Annotated in this window: 19 protein-coding genes; 10 read left to right on the top strand and 9 right to left on the bottom strand. The window is 52.8% G+C overall.

The features are described from left to right. Positions 1–92: 92 nt before the first annotated feature. A complete protein-coding gene (dld, locus tag OGV98_RS05785) occupies positions 93–1802 on the top strand; it encodes a D-lactate dehydrogenase (RefSeq protein ID WP_003027361.1) in 1710 nt (569 codons plus the stop codon). Positions 1803–1866: 64 nt separating this feature from the next. Here the strand turns inward: dld and pbpG are convergent, their stop codons facing one another. After that, on the bottom strand, positions 1867–2814 hold the full coding sequence (gene pbpG, locus OGV98_RS05780; RefSeq protein WP_003027363.1) for a D-alanyl-D-alanine endopeptidase: 948 nt from the start codon (positions 2812–2814) through the stop codon (positions 1867–1869). Positions 2815–2994: 180 nt separating this feature from the next. Beyond that, positions 2995–3582: a Yip1 family protein gene (locus OGV98_RS05775; protein WP_003840142.1), complete on the bottom strand. Its 588-nt coding sequence runs from the start codon at positions 3580–3582 to the stop codon at positions 2995–2997. Positions 3583–3824: 242 nt separating this feature from the next. On the opposite strand from OGV98_RS05775, the gene OGV98_RS05770 reads away from it, so the two are divergent. After that, positions 3825–4394, top strand: a complete 570-nt coding sequence (locus OGV98_RS05770; RefSeq protein WP_003027365.1) for a DedA family protein — start codon at positions 3825–3827, stop codon at positions 4392–4394. A gap of 37 nt (positions 4395–4431) precedes the next feature. Here the strand turns inward: OGV98_RS05770 and mdtQ are convergent, their stop codons facing one another. After that, a complete protein-coding gene (mdtQ, locus tag OGV98_RS05765; RefSeq protein ID WP_003840138.1) occupies positions 4432–5871 on the bottom strand; it encodes a multidrug resistance outer membrane protein MdtQ in 1440 nt (479 codons plus the stop codon). A 169-nt stretch (positions 5872–6040) separates the two neighbouring features. Here mdtQ and OGV98_RS05760 point away from each other — a divergent pair, with 169 nt between their 5' ends. Both OGV98_RS05760 and yohP read left to right on the top strand, forming a co-directional pair. Continuing rightward, on the top strand, positions 6041–6775 hold the full coding sequence (locus OGV98_RS05760) for a class I SAM-dependent methyltransferase (RefSeq protein WP_096889776.1): 735 nt from the start codon (positions 6041–6043) through the stop codon (positions 6773–6775). A 70-nt stretch (positions 6776–6845) separates the two neighbouring features. After that, on the top strand, positions 6846–6929 hold the full coding sequence (yohP, locus tag OGV98_RS23595) for a small membrane protein YohP (protein ID WP_015572324.1): 84 nt from the start codon (positions 6846–6848) through the stop codon (positions 6927–6929). Between the two features lie 68 nt (positions 6930–6997). Here the strand turns inward: yohP and dusC are convergent, their stop codons facing one another. The 6 genes from dusC to mhbT form a co-directional block, all read right to left on the bottom strand. Continuing rightward, entirely contained in the window at positions 6998–7936 is a 939-nt protein-coding gene (dusC, locus tag OGV98_RS05755) for a tRNA dihydrouridine(16) synthase DusC (RefSeq protein WP_048232377.1), read from the bottom strand. Positions 7937–7997: 61 nt separating this feature from the next. Then, complete coding sequence (locus tag OGV98_RS05750) at positions 7998–9191, bottom strand: 3-hydroxybenzoate 6-monooxygenase (RefSeq protein WP_003840133.1); 1194 nt, start codon at positions 9189–9191, stop codon at positions 7998–8000. 14 nt (positions 9192–9205) lie between these two features. Further along, positions 9206–9850 carry a maleylacetoacetate isomerase gene (gene maiA / locus OGV98_RS05745; RefSeq protein WP_003840131.1) on the bottom strand — a complete coding sequence of 215 codons (645 nt, stop codon included), beginning with the start codon at positions 9848–9850 and terminating at the stop codon, positions 9206–9208. A gap of 8 nt (positions 9851–9858) precedes the next feature. Next, complete coding sequence (locus OGV98_RS05740) at positions 9859–10560, bottom strand: fumarylacetoacetate hydrolase family protein (RefSeq protein WP_049003057.1); 702 nt, start codon at positions 10558–10560, stop codon at positions 9859–9861. Between the two features lie 15 nt (positions 10561–10575). Further along, on the bottom strand, positions 10576–11613 hold the full coding sequence (gene gtdA, locus OGV98_RS05735; RefSeq protein ID WP_003840127.1) for a gentisate 1,2-dioxygenase: 1038 nt from the start codon (positions 11611–11613) through the stop codon (positions 10576–10578). Positions 11614–11624: 11 nt separating this feature from the next. Beyond that, the gene (gene mhbT, locus OGV98_RS05730; RefSeq protein ID WP_044702085.1) at positions 11625–12983 is read right to left on the bottom strand and encodes a 3-hydroxybenzoate transporter MhbT; all 1359 of its coding nucleotides are present in this window, start codon (positions 12981–12983) and stop codon (positions 11625–11627) included. 126 nt (positions 12984–13109) lie between these two features. Between mhbT and OGV98_RS05725 the strand changes: the two genes are divergently transcribed. The 6 genes from OGV98_RS05725 to OGV98_RS05700 all read left to right on the top strand — a co-directional run bounded on the left by OGV98_RS05725 (position 13110) and on the right by OGV98_RS05700 (position 17369). Then, on the top strand, positions 13110–14018 hold the full coding sequence (locus OGV98_RS05725; RefSeq protein WP_003840122.1) for a LysR substrate-binding domain-containing protein: 909 nt from the start codon (positions 13110–13112) through the stop codon (positions 14016–14018). A 131-nt stretch (positions 14019–14149) separates the two neighbouring features. Beyond that, positions 14150–14548: a CidA/LrgA family protein gene (locus OGV98_RS05720; protein WP_003027379.1), complete on the top strand. Its 399-nt coding sequence runs from the start codon at positions 14150–14152 to the stop codon at positions 14546–14548. Further along, positions 14545–15240: a CidB/LrgB family autolysis modulator gene (locus OGV98_RS05715; RefSeq protein ID WP_003027380.1), complete on the top strand. Its 696-nt coding sequence runs from the start codon at positions 14545–14547 to the stop codon at positions 15238–15240. Before OGV98_RS05720 ends, OGV98_RS05715 begins: the two co-directional genes overlap by 4 nt. Positions 15241–15388: 148 nt before the next feature. Continuing rightward, on the top strand, positions 15389–16273 hold the full coding sequence (cdd, locus tag OGV98_RS05710; protein WP_003027381.1) for a cytidine deaminase: 885 nt from the start codon (positions 15389–15391) through the stop codon (positions 16271–16273). Positions 16274–16407: 134 nt separating this feature from the next. Then, positions 16408–17127: an outer membrane permeability protein SanA gene (gene sanA / locus OGV98_RS05705; RefSeq protein ID WP_003027383.1), complete on the top strand. Its 720-nt coding sequence runs from the start codon at positions 16408–16410 to the stop codon at positions 17125–17127. Between the two features lie 2 nt (positions 17128–17129). Next, positions 17130–17369, top strand: a complete 240-nt coding sequence (locus OGV98_RS05700; protein WP_202581159.1) for a DUF2542 family protein — start codon at positions 17130–17132, stop codon at positions 17367–17369. Positions 17370–17383: the final 14 nt, after the last annotated feature.

The following is a 17383-nucleotide window of genomic DNA, read 5'->3' as shown; positions in this document are numbered from 1 at the left end:
ACGAACCAGAGACAATATGAATGAGAAAGCGTATTGTCATACAAAGCGCTATGCTTGTTCCTGATATTGAGTCCCACCACAAGGAGTGGAGAATGTCTTCCATTACAACAGATAATAAAGCTTTCCTGAATGAACTGACCCGTCTGGTTGGTCATTCTCACCTGCTCACTGAACCTGCTAAAACAGCCCGCTATCGCAAGGGATTCCGCTCCGGCCAGGGCGAAGCGCTCGCCGTCGTGTTCCCCGGCTCGCTTTTAGAGCTGTGGCGCGTTCTCAATGCTTGCGTCGCCGCAGATAAAATTATCCTGATGCAGGCCGCCAATACCGGCCTGACCGAAGGCTCTACGCCGAGCGGAAATGATTACGACCGCGAAATTGTCATTATCAGCACCCTGCGCCTGGATAAACTGCACGTCATCGGCAAAGGCGAACAAGTGCTGGCTTATCCTGGTACAACGTTGTATTCGCTGGAAAAGGCGCTCAAACCGTTTGGCCGTGAGCCACATTCTGTGATCGGGTCATCCTGTATTGGCGCTTCGGTAATTGGCGGCATTTGCAACAACTCCGGCGGATCGCTGGTACAGCGCGGCCCGGCATATACCGAGATGTCGCTGTTTGCGCGTATTGACGAACAAGGTAAATTGCAGCTGGTCAACCATCTGGGTATCGAGCTGGGCCAGACCCCGGAACAGATCCTGAGCAAACTTGATGACGAGCGGATTAAAGATGACGATGTCCGCCACGACGGGCGACACGCGCACGATCACGACTATGTCACCCGCGTCAGAGATATTGAGGCGGACACGCCCGCCCGCTATAACGCCGACCCGGATCGCTTGTTTGAATCATCCGGTTGTGCAGGTAAGCTCGCGGTTTTCGCTGTGCGTCTGGACACCTTCGAAGCCGAAAAAAATCAGCAGGTCTTTTACATCGGTACTAATCAGCCTGAAGTGCTGACAGAAATCCGCCGTCATATTCTGGCAAAATTTGAGCACCTGCCGGTCGCCGGTGAATATATGCACCGCGATATTTACGACATCGCCGAGCAATATGGCAAAGATACGTTTCTAATGATCGACAAGCTCGGCACCGACAAAATGCCGTTCTTTTTCACCCTGAAAGGTCGCACCGATGCGATGCTGGAAAAAGTGAAAATTTTCCGTCCGCATTTCACCGACCGGGCAATGCAGAAATTTGGTCATTTGTTCCCCAGCCACTTACCTGCACGCATGAAAAGCTGGCGCGATAAGTACGAGCATCACCTGCTGTTAAAAATGGCCGGTGGCGGCGTGGCTGAAGCGCAAAACTGGCTCAGCGAATATTTCAAAACCGCTGAAGGCGACTTCTTTGCCTGTACCCCAGAAGAAGGCAGCAAGGCGTTTTTGCATCGCTTTGCGGCGGCTGGCGCGGCAATTCGTTATCAGGCCGTACATGCCGATGAAGTAGAAGATATTCTGGCGCTGGATATCGCACTGCGTCGTAACGACACCGAATGGTATGAGCATCTGCCGCCAGAAATCGACAGTCAACTGGTGCATAAGCTCTATTACGGTCACTTTATGTGCTATGTATTCCATCAGGATTACATCGTGAAAAAAGGCGTGGATGCACATGCGCTGAAAGAGCAGATGCTGGAGCTTCTGCACGAACGCGGAGCACAGTATCCGGCAGAGCATAACGTCGGACATCTGTATAAAGCACCGGAAACATTAACCCGTTTTTACCGCGAGAATGACCCCACCAACAGTATGAATCCGGGTATTGGTAAAACGAGTAAGCAAAAGTTCTGGAAAGAATCGTAGGCCCGATAAGCGTAAGCGCCATCGGGCACGTTGCCGGGGGCGCTTCGCTTGGCCAGCCTACGGTTTAATCGTTCTGCGCGGTTTGCTCACCCGTAGCTGAACCTGCCGCCGCCATCTGCGCCGCTTTTTGCTTTTTGTAGCTCAGCGCTGCCGCCGGAACCGGCATCACCTTGCCGGTTTCAATCCAGGTGCGTAAACGGCTGGCATCGGCAAAGTGGGTATATTTACCGAACGCATCCATCACCACCAGCGCCACCGGTTTGTTATTGATCACGGTGCGCATCACCAGACAGTGGCCTGCCGCATTGGTAAATCCGGTTTTGGTTAACTGAATATTCCAGTTATCGCGGTATACCAGATGGTTGGTGTTACGGAATGGCAGCGTATAAGCCGGGTTGGCAAAGGTCGCCATATCTTCACGCGTAGTGCTTAACTGGCCAATCAGCGGATACTGCTTGCTGGCGATCAGCAGCTTGGTTAAATCACGAGCTGTCGAGACGTTATGAATCGATAAGCCGGTTGGTTCCACAAAGCGTGTCTGAGTCATGCCGAGCGCTTTCGCTTTGGCATTCATGGCTTTAATAAACGCGTTATAACCGCCAGGGTAATGATGCGCCAGACTGGCTGCCGCACGGTTTTCTGACGACATCAGCGCCAGCAGCAGCATGTCTTTACGGCTAATTTCACTGTTCAGTCGCACACGAGAGTAGATGCCTTTCATTTCCGGTGTCTGACTGATATCAACTTTCAGTTTCTCATCCAACGGCAGTCGTGCATCAAGCACCACCATCGCGGTCATTAATTTGGTAATCGACGCAATCGGACGCACAAGGTCCGGGTGGTTCGAATAGATAACTTTGTTGGTATTCAGATCAACAATCATCGCGCTACCGGACGCTATCTCAGGTTGAGAAGCCGCTGCGGTAGTTGCCGTTTTCGCCACGGCTTGGGGTGCAAAAGGAACGGCCAGCACCAGGGCAAGGCTTAATAATGAAACTCGGAATTTCAGCATGATGAGATTTCTGATAATGGTTCACGCACGTCACAACGCACACCGCCAGAGACTAAGTATTATCTCAAGCTAGCTCAGGCATCATAGCGATCCGGCAGGTTTGCCGCCACAGGAGAATCGTCTCGAAATGCTGCGTTGCTGACTTTTACGTCAACAACGCAGCGCAGACAGGTTTATCCGTCAGAATAATCGGTAGCCGTAACCCCACAGGATTACCGTAATAGCCAGTAGAACTTCCAGCACCAACACACCGATCGCCAGCGTCGAACTGGAAAAACTTAACCCTTCCTCGCGTGTGATATTCAGGAATGTCGGTATGCCGAGATAAAGTAAATAGCCGGTGTAAAACAACGCGATGGTCCCCACCAATGCGCACAGCCAGACCAGCGGATAAAGTGCGACCAGTCCGCTTAAAAACAGCGGCGTCGCGACATATCCTGCAAAAACCATACAATGCGCCAGCGACGGGCGCTGCGGGTAATTACGCGCCATCCACCAGATAACCCGCCCCATAACGGCGACGCCCGCCAGCATCACCCCGTAAAACAGAATTGCCATCGCAAATCCGGTCAACAGAGATAGCTTCAGGATATTGCCATCGCCAAAATTCCAGCCGATTTGTGTAGTACCGATAAACGCGCAAACCACCGGGATTGCCGCCATCAGCAGTACATGGTGGGTATAGTGATGCGAAACGCTTTCGTTTTCGCTGTTGATCACGTGCATTTCACGATCGGGATGGGAAAACAGCCCCCAGACATGGTTCATACCGCCCCCTTGTTGTCAGCTCCGGACCTCAACACTTCAAGTATAATTCAGCTTTTGATTATTTTATGTACACAGAAAAAATACCGAAGCGCCGGGTAAAAAGTTTGTTCAGGCGTAGGCATGATAAGCGAAGCGCCATCAGGCATTGGAGAGCTGAGCGACCTTAAGCGCTACTACGCGGCTTTTCCGGCATCAAATAATCATAGGGTGTATGCTATTAGCAGTGGAGGTCATACAATCGTATGGATATAAATCATTATGTTGCGCAATACGGCTATGCTGCGTTAATCATCGGCAGTCTGGCGGAAGGCGAAACCATTACCCTGTTAGGCGGCGTTGCGGCGCATCAGGGCGTCCTGAAATTTCCCCTGGTGGTACTCTCGGTCGCGCTGGGCGGGATGATTGGCGATCAGTTGCTTTATTTACTCGGACGTCGTTTTGGCGGCAAAATTTTGCAGCGTTTCTCGCGCCACCAGGCGAAAATTGATTACGCACAGAAGATAATCCAGCGACGTCCTTACCTGTTTGTAGTCGGTACGCGCTTTATGTACGGCTTTCGCGTTATTGGTCCCTTACTGATTGGCGCCAGTCACCTGCCGCCGAAGATCTTTTTACCGCTAAATATTCTTGGCGCGTTTGTCTGGGCATCGTTATTTACTACTCTGGGCTACATCGGTGGTGAAGTGATAGCGCCGTGGCTGCACAGCCTTGACCAGCATATCAAGCATGGCATCTGGCTGGTGCTGGTTATCGGGATTGTCGCGGGCGTCCGCTGGTGGATGAAACGGCGAAGCACGCGTAAAGCGCAATGAAGATGGCCCGACAGCAGAACACCGTCGGGCCGATTAATCAGGACGCGTGATAACCGCCGCCCAGCGCACTGGTCAACTGAATTGAGGCATCCAGCCATTGGCCCTGCAAAAGCAGACCGTTGCACTGCTCACGTAATGCCGGGATCTTTGCCTTGCTGACCCTGGAGCCCGCAATAATACCCGCATTAAAGCGTGCCTGAGCCAGCCCCACTACGCGCTGAGCGTCATGTTCAATCTGCTGCTGATGCTGATTTTTCTGCGCTAATGTTTCTACCTGCGATGCAGCACGTGCCACGTCATTCACCGCATCCACCACCGCTTTGTTGTAATTCGCCACCGTCAGGTTGCTTTGCGCTTTCGTAATATCGAGATTTGCGTTCAGCCTGCCGCTGTCAAAGATAGGCAGTGTCAGCCCGGCGGTTACGCCCATTTGCTGCGCGGAATGGCGGAACAGGTCACTCAGATGTAACGCATCCTGTTGTAAAAATGCCATCAGATTCACATCGGGATAAAAAGCCGCTTTCGCCGCATCAATGCTGCTCAGCGATGATTCAATGTACCAGTGCGCCGCCTGTAAATCCGGGCGGCGGGCCAGTAGCGAGTAACCCAATTGTGACGGGAGCTGGCTTTCGACCGCGGGCAGTGGGGTCGAATGGAGCTTCAGGGCAGTGGACTGGGCATTGGTCAGCGCGCTCAGCCGTGCTTCAATCACTTTCATTTTACCGCTGACATCATTCAACTGCTGCTCTGTTTTGCTGGAATCAATATCAGTTTCAACGCCTTCCACTGAAGAAGTTAGACCGTTTTGATACAGCTGACGATCGACGGTTATCACATTTTGCTGCTCGCTTTCGATTTGCGTCAGTACGGTTTTCAGCGCCGCCTGCGTCTGCCATTCCCAGTAAAGGCGGGAGACACCGCTCGCCAGCAGCTGCCGGGTTTGCTCGCGCTCAGCCTCACGTGCCTTAACGGCCCCAATACGCGCCGTCACTTCAGCCCGATTTTTACCCCACAGATCCAGATTCCAGCCAGCGGTTAAACCAAAGGTTCCATTGGTGTACCACGGTCCTGTTGTTCCGGCGGCCGGATCGGTAATGGCAAACGGTCCCATCAGCCCCTCAGCTGACATTCTCTGACGCTCAACGTCTGCGGAGAAGTCGATCTCCGGGCCATCCTGTGCTTCCACAGCCTTAGCCTGCGCCTCCGCCAGTTGAATGCGCTGTTCCGCTACCTGCATATCAGGAGAATTTCGCAACGTGCTGTCAATCAACGCATTAAGTTGTGGGTCGTGATATGCCCTCCACCACTGGCTGTCCGGCCAGCCATTTTTTAACGCGGCAGGCAATGTGGTATCGACATTCGCAGCAGGGGTCTGCTGTGACAGAGACTGGCGGTCATCATGCATAGGCGCACAGCCTGCCATCAGAACAAAAAGCGGCAACAATGCCGTGGTGATAAACACAGAATTACGATTCATGGAGATATACAGGTAAGAAAAGATGTGCAGAGATTACGACTTGTCGCTTTTGCTTTTTTAGTTACGCGTGGCAATACATCTTTGGCAATAAAAATATAAAATCAGAAAAATATACACCTCGCGAATAATATAGGTTAAATAGTTTTAATAATTAATAGATGGAGATTTTATGTCACAGAATATCTATGACGATCCTGAGTTCTTTGCCGGATATGCCACGCTGGATCGTTCAGTAAAGGGGCTCGACGGCGCGCCAGAATGGCCGACAATACAAGCGATGCTCCCCTCTCTTCAAGGCAAAAACATTCTTGATTTGGGCTGTGGATATGGCTGGTTTTGCCGCTACGCACGCGATAATCAGGCTGCCAGTGTAGTGGGACTGGATATTTCACAAAAAATGTTAACTCAGGCGCACAGTATGACGCAGGGTAATGGCATCGTTTATCAGCGTGAAGATCTCGAAACGCTTACCTTGTCCCCAAATTCCTTTGATCTGGTTTATAGCTCGCTTGCCCTGCACTATTTGCACGATATAGAACGATTATTCGTAACCATTTACCAGTCATTAACACCGGGAGGTATGTTGGTTTTCTCTGCTGAGCATCCAATTTATACCGCACCGCTTAACCAGGGCTGGATCAAAGATAAAACCGGGCAACTCTCCTGGCCGATTAATCATTATCAGCAGGAAGGTGAGCGCATCAGTAACTGGTTTGCTGAGGGCGTCAAAAAACAGCATCGTAAGCTGGCGACCTGGATTAATGCGCTGATTGGGGCCGGATTCGACATCGTTTGTGTCGATGAATGGGGACCTTCCGCGCAACAGATTGCTGAAAACCCAGCGTTAGATGAAGAAAAAGAGCGGCCGATGGTGTTTCTGCTCAGCGCACGTAAACCTGCATAACAGCGCCTCCAGGCAGAATGATTAATACTTTCCTATACTCAATCTGAACTTACCAAAAAAAGGAAAGTTAATGAAAATTCTGCTGTGGGTTATTCTGATTATTTTTCTGATTGGACTGTTGGTGGTAACAGGCGTGTTTAAGATGATTTTTTGATATTGCTGCCTATCAGCCAGTCCGGATAAGGCATTAGCATTTATTCCGGTCTGGCGCATCAGCTGTGTTCAAAGGGTAATAGCCTGAATCGCACGCGCGATATCCGGCGAACTGTTTAACGCACGAATTTCCTGAAACAGCGCGGTTGCCTCTGAATATTCTTTTCGCAGATACCCTAACCACTGCTTAATCCGCGCTACATGATACAGCCCGGTGTCCCCCTGCTTTTCAAGACGGGTATATTTTTGCAACAGCGTCACGACATCAGGCCACGGCATACGCGGCTCGTTGTATTTCACCACGCGGCTCAGGTTTGGAATATTTAATGCGCCACGTCCGATCATCACCGCATCGCATCCGCTGATGGCCATACAATCCTGGGCGCTCTGCCAGTCCCAGATTTCGCCATTCGCGATAACCGGAATAGTCAGTCGCTGGCGAATCTCGCCAATCGCCTGCCAGTTAATATGTTCTGCCTTATAGCCCTGTTCCTTGGTTCGACCATGCACCGCCAGTTCGCTGGCGCCAGCCTGCTGCACGGCATCGGCAATTTCAAACTGCCGATCGCTGTTATCCCAGCCCAGACGCACTTTCACCGTCACCGGGAGATGAGCCGGGACCGCCTCGCGCATAGCTTTTGCGCCCCGGTAGATAAGCTCAGGATCTTTCAGTAACGTTGCGCCACCGCCGCTGCCGTTCACCAGCTTCGACGGACAACCACAGTTCAGATCGACACCGTACGATCCCAGTTCTACCGCACGCGCGGCATTCTCCGCCAGCCACTGTGGATACTGTCCTAACAGCTGAATGCGAACCAACGTGCCGGATGGCGTCCGGCTGTTGTTATGCAGTTCCGGGCAGAGTCGATGAAATACTTTTGCCGGCAGGAGCTGATCCACCACGCGCACAAACTCGGTGATGCACAGATCGTAATCATTCACTTCAGTCAGCAGCTCGCGCACCAGTGAATCGAGCACGCCTTCCATCGGCGCCAGTAAAACACGCATATCGTCACCCGCAAAAAAAGAGGCGCTATGGTAGCGCCTCCGTTCGGGAGATTAAAGAGGCTCAGCGTGGCAGCAGGCAGTTATCTTCTTTCCAGCCGTATAACCATTCCATACCGCGATAAAATTCCGCCTGCGATTTGTCTTTCCACAACAGATTACGCACCTGACGCTCGACACCTGCGGCATGGTAGACGCGTCCCATTTCTCGCGTTGACCAGACGATGCGTGCGGTACGCGGAATACGCACCGACTCATACAGCGCAAAGGCATCAGCCGCATCGCCGTCACACTGCTGTAACGCTTTACCTAGCGTGACAGCATCTTCCAGCGCCATACAGGCTCCTTGCGCCATATATTGCGCCACCGGGTGCGCGGCATCTCCCACCAGCGTGATGCGGTCGGTTCCCCATTTCTCTACCGGCTCACGATCGGCGGTTGACCAGCGCCGCCATGACGTCGGTTTATCCAGCATCTGACGGGGGCGTGGATGAATACCCGCAAAATAGGAGAGCACTTCCTCTTTGCTACCATCCTTCACCCCCCACTCCTCCTGCTGACGACTGTGGAAGGTCACCACCAGGTTGTACTGTTTGCCGCCGCGCAGTGGATAGTGCACCAGATGACAATGCGGTCCGGCCCACAATACCGGCGCGTTAATGCGCAAATCTTCCGGCATATCATCGCAATCAATCACGGCGCGATAGACCACGTGCCCGGTAACCCGCGGAGCATCGCCAATCAGAGACTGACGAACAACCGATTTTACACCGTCACAGCCCACCAGAATATCCGCCGTCCAGTTGTTGCCGTGCTCGTCAAATACCGTCACGTCATTCTCTGTCTGGCGAATATCAACCACGTTAGTTGAAGTGCGATACTCAACGTTAGGATGCACCAGTGCCGCTTCCCAAACGCTGGCGTGAATATCAACTCGATGGATAACCGCATAAGGACCGCCAAAGTGATCGCGGAACGCCTGCCCGGTTTCTATCCGTACTACCTCTTTCGCATTTACCGCATCCATCATCGTGATGTGGTCGGTAAAAACGGCGCGTTGACGGGCAACTTCCCCCACGCCAAGGCTGTCCAGAGCAGAGAATGCATTCGGCCCGAGCTGAATACCCGCGCCAATTTCACCAATCTCGTGCGCTTTCTCCAGCAACATCACTTTAATGCCCTGACGGGCTAGCGATAGCGCGGTCGCCGCGCCGCCAATCCCGCCACCCACGATAATTGCGCGTGTCACTTTAGCCATTGTCGTTCTCCTTATCAGGCTGGAATTTTGTCTTGTTGATTCTCGGGCGCGGCGGCGATAAACGCCGGAAGTTGGGTACAGGCATCATATACCGCCTGACAGCGCGGATATCCGCTCAGATCGCAACCCATCCGCAACGCATTTGCCCACTGCGGGATCAGACAACAATCCGCCAGCGTCGGTGCGTCCCCCACGCAAAACGTCCCCGAGTGACTCTGGCGCAGCATTTGTTCCACCGCGCTTAACCCTTGCTGGATCCAGTGCGCATACCAGCGTTTTTTATCTTCTTCACTGACTTTTAACTCTTCGCTCAGGTAGCGCAGTACCCGCATGTTATTTACGGGATGGATATCACAGGCGATGGCATAAACAATTTCCAGCACCTTACTGCGCGTCGGGAAGTCAGCAGGCAGCAGCGGCGACTGCGGAAAGTGATGATCCAGCCAGTCGGTTATCGCCAGAGACTGCCCGAGTGATTCTCCGTCATCGGTGACCAGCGTTGGCACCAGCCCCAACGGGTTCATCCGCCGGTAGGCCAGTTCGTTCTGCTGACCAATGCGAATATTGACGCCCACCGTTTGGTAATCGAGCCCCTTCAGCGCCAGCGCAATGCGTACACGATATGACGCGGAGCTATTAAAGAAACTGTACAGCTTCATTATCCACCTCAGACAATCTTCACGGCGATGGGGGTTAAACCGTCTACGTTTCCGGTGATCACATCCCCTTTCACTACCGCCCCTACGCCTTCGGGTGTACCGGTGTAGATCAGATCGCCTGGCTGCAGTTCGAAAAAGCCTGACAGATAGCTGATGGTTTCATTCACAGACCAGATGAGGTGGCGAATATCGCTACGCTGGTGATCGTCGCCGTTGACCTGCAACCAGATTGGGGCATGGTTAACATCCATACTTTCGCTGGCTTTATGCAACGGCGCGATGGGCGCGGAGAGATCAAACGCTTTGCCAATTTCCCACGGACGCCCCATCTGACGCATCTCCATCTGCCGGTCACGGCGGGTCATATCCAGACCGGTGGCATAGCCCCAGATATATTCATGCGCTTTTTCCAGCGGAATATCGCTGCCCTTTTTACCAATCGCCACCACCAGCTCTATCTCATAGTGATAGTTATCGGTCTGCGATGGGTACGGCAGTTCAAGGATCTGACCAACTGCCACCGGGACTACTGCATCAGCAGGTTTACAGAAGAAGAACGGGGGTTCGCGATCCGGATCAAAGCCCATTTCACGCGCATGAGCGGCATAGTTACGGCCCACACAGTAAACGCGGCGCACGGGAAATTGTTCATCGCTGCCAACCACCGGAACGGTAACAGGCGCTTGTGGTTCGAATACATATTGCGTCATTTTCTTTCTCCCAAATTAATAGCGTGCTTCGCGGAACAGCCCCAGCGCTTCCTGAACCGGTCTGTCCGAAAAACTGAATAAGACGGTATCTTCGTGGGTCTGGAACGACACGCCGTGCCAGGTCGGCACCACAAAAATATCTTTTGGCGAAAAGTTGAAGGTCTCGTTACCGATGGTGACCTGCCCACTTCCTTCCACCACGTGATAGATAGTGCTGTCAGTGGTACGCGCCATTCGTGAGGAAAAGCCCTGCGGCAACAGTTGCAGGAAGGTTCCCATCGAAGGCATGGGATAACCGCCGGTTACCGGGTTGACGTAACGCATCTTGTAACCGTCCCACTCATCGGCGTCGCCCATACGGGTCAGGTCATGTAGCGCTTCACGGCTGCGATCGTAGCGATAGTTAAAAATCGGCGATGAGTTACCCTTCTGATGACGCAGCGGCAACATATTGGCCGCGTAGCGCGGTAAGTAATCCCCTTCCTGGCGCGTGACCGGCTGCTGATCTTCCGGGTAGTCTTCCGCAAAGCCGCAGCCCAGCAGGTTCACCAGCGGCAAATCCAGACCGTCCAGCCACACCACCGGTTCACTGCCCGGGTTGCCGTGATCGTGCCAGCGCCACTGCGGCGTCAGAATAAAATCGCCTTCATGCATCTGGGTGCGCTCGCCATCCACGGCGGTAAATGCCCCTTTCCCTTCGACAATAAAGCGCAGTGCAGACTGGTTGTGGCGGTGACTCGGCGCAACCTCGCCCGGCATAATTAACTGCAATCCTGCGTACAGCGTTGGAGTGATTGAAGACTGTCCGCGCAACATTGGGTTTTCCAGTACCAGCACGCGGCGAATCGCCTCTTTCGCGCCAATCAGATCGCCACTTTCTAACAGCAGAGGGCGGATCTCCTGATAGTTCCAGTACGCAGGCGCGCAATGTGCGTTCGGGGTTGGCGGCACCAGGCGGTGCAGCGACTCCCACAGAGGGGTCAGATTCTGCCCGGAAATATGCTGGTAAAACTGCTGACGGCTGTTCTTAACATCCTGATTCAGTTCAGACATAGGGATTCTCCTTATTCATTCACAACACCTGCGCGAGGCAGAGTATTTGAGGCAGAGGCCGACTGGCGGATAACAACCGTCAGCAGCGTAAGCATCACCGCGCTGATGGCCGCCGGGACGGAAATAATGAAAAACAGGTTATCGAATGAGAAATTCATCGCCATCATCACGCCGCCAGAAAGCGAGCCGACAATCGCGCCGCAGCGCCCCACCGCATTAGACCAGCTGACGCCCGTCGCCCGGCTTTGTGTCGGATATAGCGTGGCGGTTAACGCATTTAGACCAACCTGAGAACCGCTGATACCAATGCCGGTGCCAAAAATAGCCAGAGCCATCAACCACAGACCGTTCTCGCTCAGGCCAATCATGACGATGCACACTGCGCCCAGTGCATAACTCACGGCCAGCACGCGGAAAGGATTGTATTTATCCATCAGCATGCCCAGCGCCAGCGCCCCCAGCGTTCCTCCAATCTGGAAGGCGGCAGTTACCCATGAGGCATGCTGCAGATCAATTCCACGATGGTTTAACAGCGTTGGCATCCAACTGGAGAGCAGATAAATAATCAGCAAGCTCATAAAGAACACTACCCATAGCATCAGGGTAATGGGCAGCTGTCGCCCGACGAACAGCTGGCGAATGCTTCCTTTAGCAATCGCGGTGCCCTCGTTGAGATAAAAATGGGTAGTGTCATAACGTTCCCGGGTGATGGCGCTAACGGTTCTGGCAATCACGTTTTGCGGCAGTTGGCGACGAACCTGCCAGCGCGGGGATTCCGGTAGCGCAAACAGCAGAGCCACAAACAGCATGAGTGGTAGAACGCCTCCCAGCACCAGAATGCCGTGCCAACCAATAACCGGCACCAGTTGCGCGCTCACAATTCCACCCATCGCCGACCCCAGGGTAAATCCACAAAACATCATGGTCACCAGCGCGCCACGCCGCCGCGCTGGCAGGTACTCTGACGTCATGGTGATGGTATTTGGCATCGCGCCGCCCAGACCTAACCCGGTAAGAAAGCGCAAAATAACCAGCGTTTGTAGATCGGGAGAAAAAGCCGAAATCAGGCTCAGGGCGCCGAACAGCGCCACGCAGAGTTCAATCACCCGTTTACGGCCAAAACGGTCAGACAATGGGCCGCAGAGCAATGCGCCAGCGGTTAGCCCCAACAGGCCTGCGCCAAACAACGGCGCCAGATCGCCGGCAGTCAGCTGCCAGTGAGTACGAATGTCGGGAGCGATAAAGCCAATAGCTGCGGTATCAAATCCGTCGAGCATGACGACCAGAAAACAGCAAATGATAACGCGCCACTGGGTCTTACCGACGGGAGCGGAATCGATCAGTGCTTGTAGATCACGTTGATGAGTCATAGTGAATGCCTCAGTGCAGGTAGAGTAGATGTCTGTTTTGTTTTAGGTATGTTGCGACTTTGTATGTTTGGAGATGAAATGTACAATGGCTTTTCATGCAGAGGCATAACCTGGAGGTTATAGCAAATGGCAAACTGGGCGCAGAAACTTAAGTTGCAACACCTGCAAACGCTTATCGCGCTGGGCGAACAGGGAAATCTGACTCACGTCGCACGGATGATGAATATCACCCAGCCAGCGTTGTCAAAATGGTTATCACAGCTCGAGGATGAGATTGGCATCACCCTCTTTGAACGTCACAGCAAAGGCTTGCGTCCTTCCGAAGGCGGCAAGCTGTTACTGCAGCATGCCCAACGCCTACTCAATGATATGGAACGTTCGCAATATGAAATCGCCCGTTTTAAGCAAGGCGGCCTGGTGGGAAGTCTGAAGATTGGCTGCTCACCCGTAGCGACCGACTGCGTTTCACTGGCAATACTGGGTTTGCTCAAAGAGTTGCCAACCCTGAACCTTAATATCGAAGAGAAAGTGATGACCCCGCTGCTGCACGATCTGCTCGCGGGTTCGGTGGATGTCGTCGTCGGTCGCGTCGGTGGCCGGGCGCTTCAGTTGCCGCTCAATTACCAGGTGCTGTATACCGAGCCGGTCTGTTTCGTCGCCCGTCCCGATCATCCCTTGGCAAAATATCCCTTGCTCACCTGGCACGATCTGGCGAACTGGCGCTGGATTGTCTGGCCAACAGGAACCCCTATCCGGATAAGCATTGATAACGCGCTGGTTGATAACGGCGTCATGTTGCCGGAAAACATCATTGAATCGGCGTCGATCAACGTCAGTACCAACCTGCTGCAAAGTAGCGATATGATCTCTATTCTTTCTTTGCGTCTGGCACAACGGTATGCCGCCCAGGGGCAGTTGGCTATTCTGAATCTGCCGAAGATTGAACAAAAAGGCAGCGTCGGCGTATTCTGGCGCAACAACGAAACACCTACTACCGCCCTGAATCGTTTTTTGTATTATCTGGCACAGGCTTAGCGCGGAGAGTTAGGGCCATCGCCCGATGTTCCAGATATCTATTTCCTCTATGCTTAGAATTCATGATGTGATCGGTAGCACGTTTTTAAGTTTAATTGTATGATGAATCAGTCTCGTCAAGGGTTTCAACTATGAGCAAAGCACTGAACGTTATCTGGCAATATTTGCGCGCATTCGTCCTGATTTATGCCTGCCTCTACGCAGGTATTTTTCTTGCGTCGCTACTTCCTATCACCATTCCGGGCAGCATTATCGGCATGCTGATTCTGTTTGTCTTACTGGCTTTGCAGGTGTTACCGGCAAAATGGGTTAACCCTGGCTGCTACGTGCTGATTCGTTATATGGCCCTGCTGTTTGTCCCGATTGGCGTGGGGATCATGCAGTACTTTGACCTGCTCCGCGCACAATTTGGTCCGGTAGTGGTGTCCTGTACCATCAGTACGCTGGTCGTTTTCCTGGTGGTGAGCTGGAGCTCGCACATTGTGCACGGTGAACGCAAAATCGTTGGGCAAAAAGGGTCTAAAGAATGATGTCGTATATCTGGTGGTCGTTACCTCTTACGCTGGCGGTATTTTTTGGCGCACGTAAGCTGGCTGCACGATTTAAAATGCCGCTATTGAACCCGCTGCTGGTTGCCATGGTGGTGATTATTCCCATTCTGCTGCTGACCGGCATTCCCTACGATCACTATTTCAAAGGCAGCGAAGTACTGAACGATTTACTGCAACCTGCCGTGGTCGCGCTGGCCTATCCGTTATACGAACAGTTGCACCAAATTCGCGCCCGCTGGAAATCAATCATTGCTATCTGTTTTGCCGGGAGCGTTGTGGCGATGGTAACAGGTACAACAATCGCTTTGTTGATGGGCGCATCACCGCAAATTGCCGCGTCTATCATGCCAAAATCGGTCACCACGCCTATCGCTATGGCCGTGGGAGGCAGTATTGGCGGCATTCCGGCTATCAGCGCCGTATGCGTTATTTTTGTCGGTATCCTCGGGGCAGTATTTGGTCATACGTTGCTTAATGCGATGCGTATTCGCACCAAGGCCGCTCGGGGGCTGGCAATGGGCACCGCGTCGCACGCCCTGGGTACCGCACGCTGTGCAGAACTGGACTACCAGGAAGGCGCGTTTAGCTCTCTTGCGCTGGTTATTTGCGGCATTATCACCTCGTTGGTTGCCCCATTCCTGTTCCCGATTATTCTGGCGGTGGTGGGTTAACCTTCATTTTTTAGTTATTTATTTGCGATGCGTTGCACATTTTTCATTTAAGTTTCATAAGTTGCATACACAATGGGATTTGGATCACATATAAAGCCATAACGGGCCCGTAAACTACGATTCCATTACATTGTTATGAGGCATCGCCATGCATCCACGTTTTCAAACTGCTTTTGCCCAACTCGCGGATAACTTGCAATCAGCCCTGGCCCCTGTTCTCGCGGATGCGCATTTCCCCGCCATGCTGACTGCTGAGCAGGTCTCTTTGCTGAAACGCGAATCGGGACTGGACGAAGACGCGCTGGCATTCGCTCTGCTGCCGCTGGCTGCGGCCTGCGCGCGTACTCCACTGTCCAATTTCAACGTTGGGGCTATTTCTCGCGGCATCAGCGGCAACTGGTACTTCGGTGGGAACATGGAGTTCCTGGGCGCGACCATGCAGCAAACTGTTCATGCCGAGCAAAGCGCTATCAGCCACGCCTGGCTGCGCGGTGAAAAAGGGCTCGCCGCCATCACCGTCAACTACACGCCATGCGGCCACTGTCGCCAGTTTATGAACGAACTAAACAGCGGACTGGATTTACGTATTCATCTGCCGGGACGTGCGCCACACGTGCTGCGCGATTATCTGCCAGATGCCTTCGGCCCGAAAGATCTGGAGATTAAAACGCTGCTGATGGACGATCAGGATCACGGCTTCGCACTGCAGGGCGATGCGTTGACCCAGGCAGCAATCACCGCTGCCAACAGATGTCATATGCCGTACAGCAAATCCCCAAGCGGCGTGGCGCTGGAGTGTAAAGATGGTCGTATTTTTAGCGGCAGCTATGCTGAAAATGCTGCTTTTAACCCAACCCTGCCACCACTGCAAGGCGCGTTGAACCTGTTGAATCTGAACGGTTATGATTATCCAGATATCCAACGCGCCGTGCTGGCTGAAAAAGCCGATGCGCCGTTAATTCAGTGGGATGCGACGTCTGCCACGCTGAAAGCACTGGGCTGCGACAATATAGAGCGCGTGCTACTCGACTAAGTCGTGTTGCCCGATGGCGTAACGTCATCGGGCAACAGTGACTAAAATCCCCTCAATCAGATTGCTGTTTCTTGCGCTACGTCTTCGGGTAAAGTAGCCTGATTGAAATTCCATCCAAATAACGAGTTTTCTGCATGTTAAAGCGCGTGTTTTACAGCCTGTTAGTCCTGCTAGGCTTGCTGCTTTTGACTGTGCTTGGACTCGATCGGTGGATGAGCTGGAAGACTGCTCCCTACATTTACGACGAACTGCAGGATTTACCCTACCGCCAGGTAGGTGTGGTTCTGGGCACGGCGAAGTATTACCGCACCGGCGTCATCAATCAGTATTACCGCTACCGCATTCAGGGCGCATTGAACGCCTATAACAGCGGGAAGGTAAACTATCTGCTGTTAAGCGGCGACAACGCGCAGCAAAGCTACAACGAACCCATGACGATGCGTAAAGATCTGATTGCCGCAGGCGTCGATCCCGCTGACATCGTGCTTGATTACGCCGGGTTCCGAACGCTCGACTCCATCGTGCGTACCCGTAAGGTGTTCGATACCAACGATTTCATCATTATTACCCAGCGATTCCACTGTGAGCGTGCCTTGTTTATTGCGCTCCATATGGGTATCCAGGCCCAGTGCTACGCCGTACCTTCGCCAAAAGATATGCTCACCGTGCGGGTACGTGAATTTGGCGCCCGTTTTGGCGCACTTGCCGATCTCTACATTTTTAAACGTGAACCCCGCTTTTTAGGCCCACTGGTCCCTATCCCTACCATGCATCAGGTACCGGACGATGCACAGGGATATCCGGCAGTCACGCCTGAACAACTGCTCGAATTACAAAAGAAACAAGGAAAATAAGCATGGATGTACAAACCCTTTTCGTCGTGTTGGCCTTTCTGCTCATTCCCGTGTTTTGTTTTCGTGAAGCCTGGAAAGGCTGGCGCTCGGGAGCCGTAGATAAAATTAAAAAGAATGCGCGCGAACCGGTTTTCGCTTATCGCAATCAAGAGCCGCTGCAATTTTGGTCTTACGTACTGGTTTATGCTGGATGCGGGTGCATATCCTTCGGTATGGTTATTTACTTAGTTTTTTATCGATAACGCATTTGCCTTTA

The organism is Citrobacter sp. Cf136 (genome assembly GCF_030333815.1).
Lineage (GTDB): Bacteria > Pseudomonadota > Gammaproteobacteria > Enterobacterales > Enterobacteriaceae > Citrobacter > Citrobacter freundii.
The sequence above is the reverse complement of the archived record's forward strand: the minus strand, read 5'-3'. Positions and strand labels throughout refer to the sequence as shown.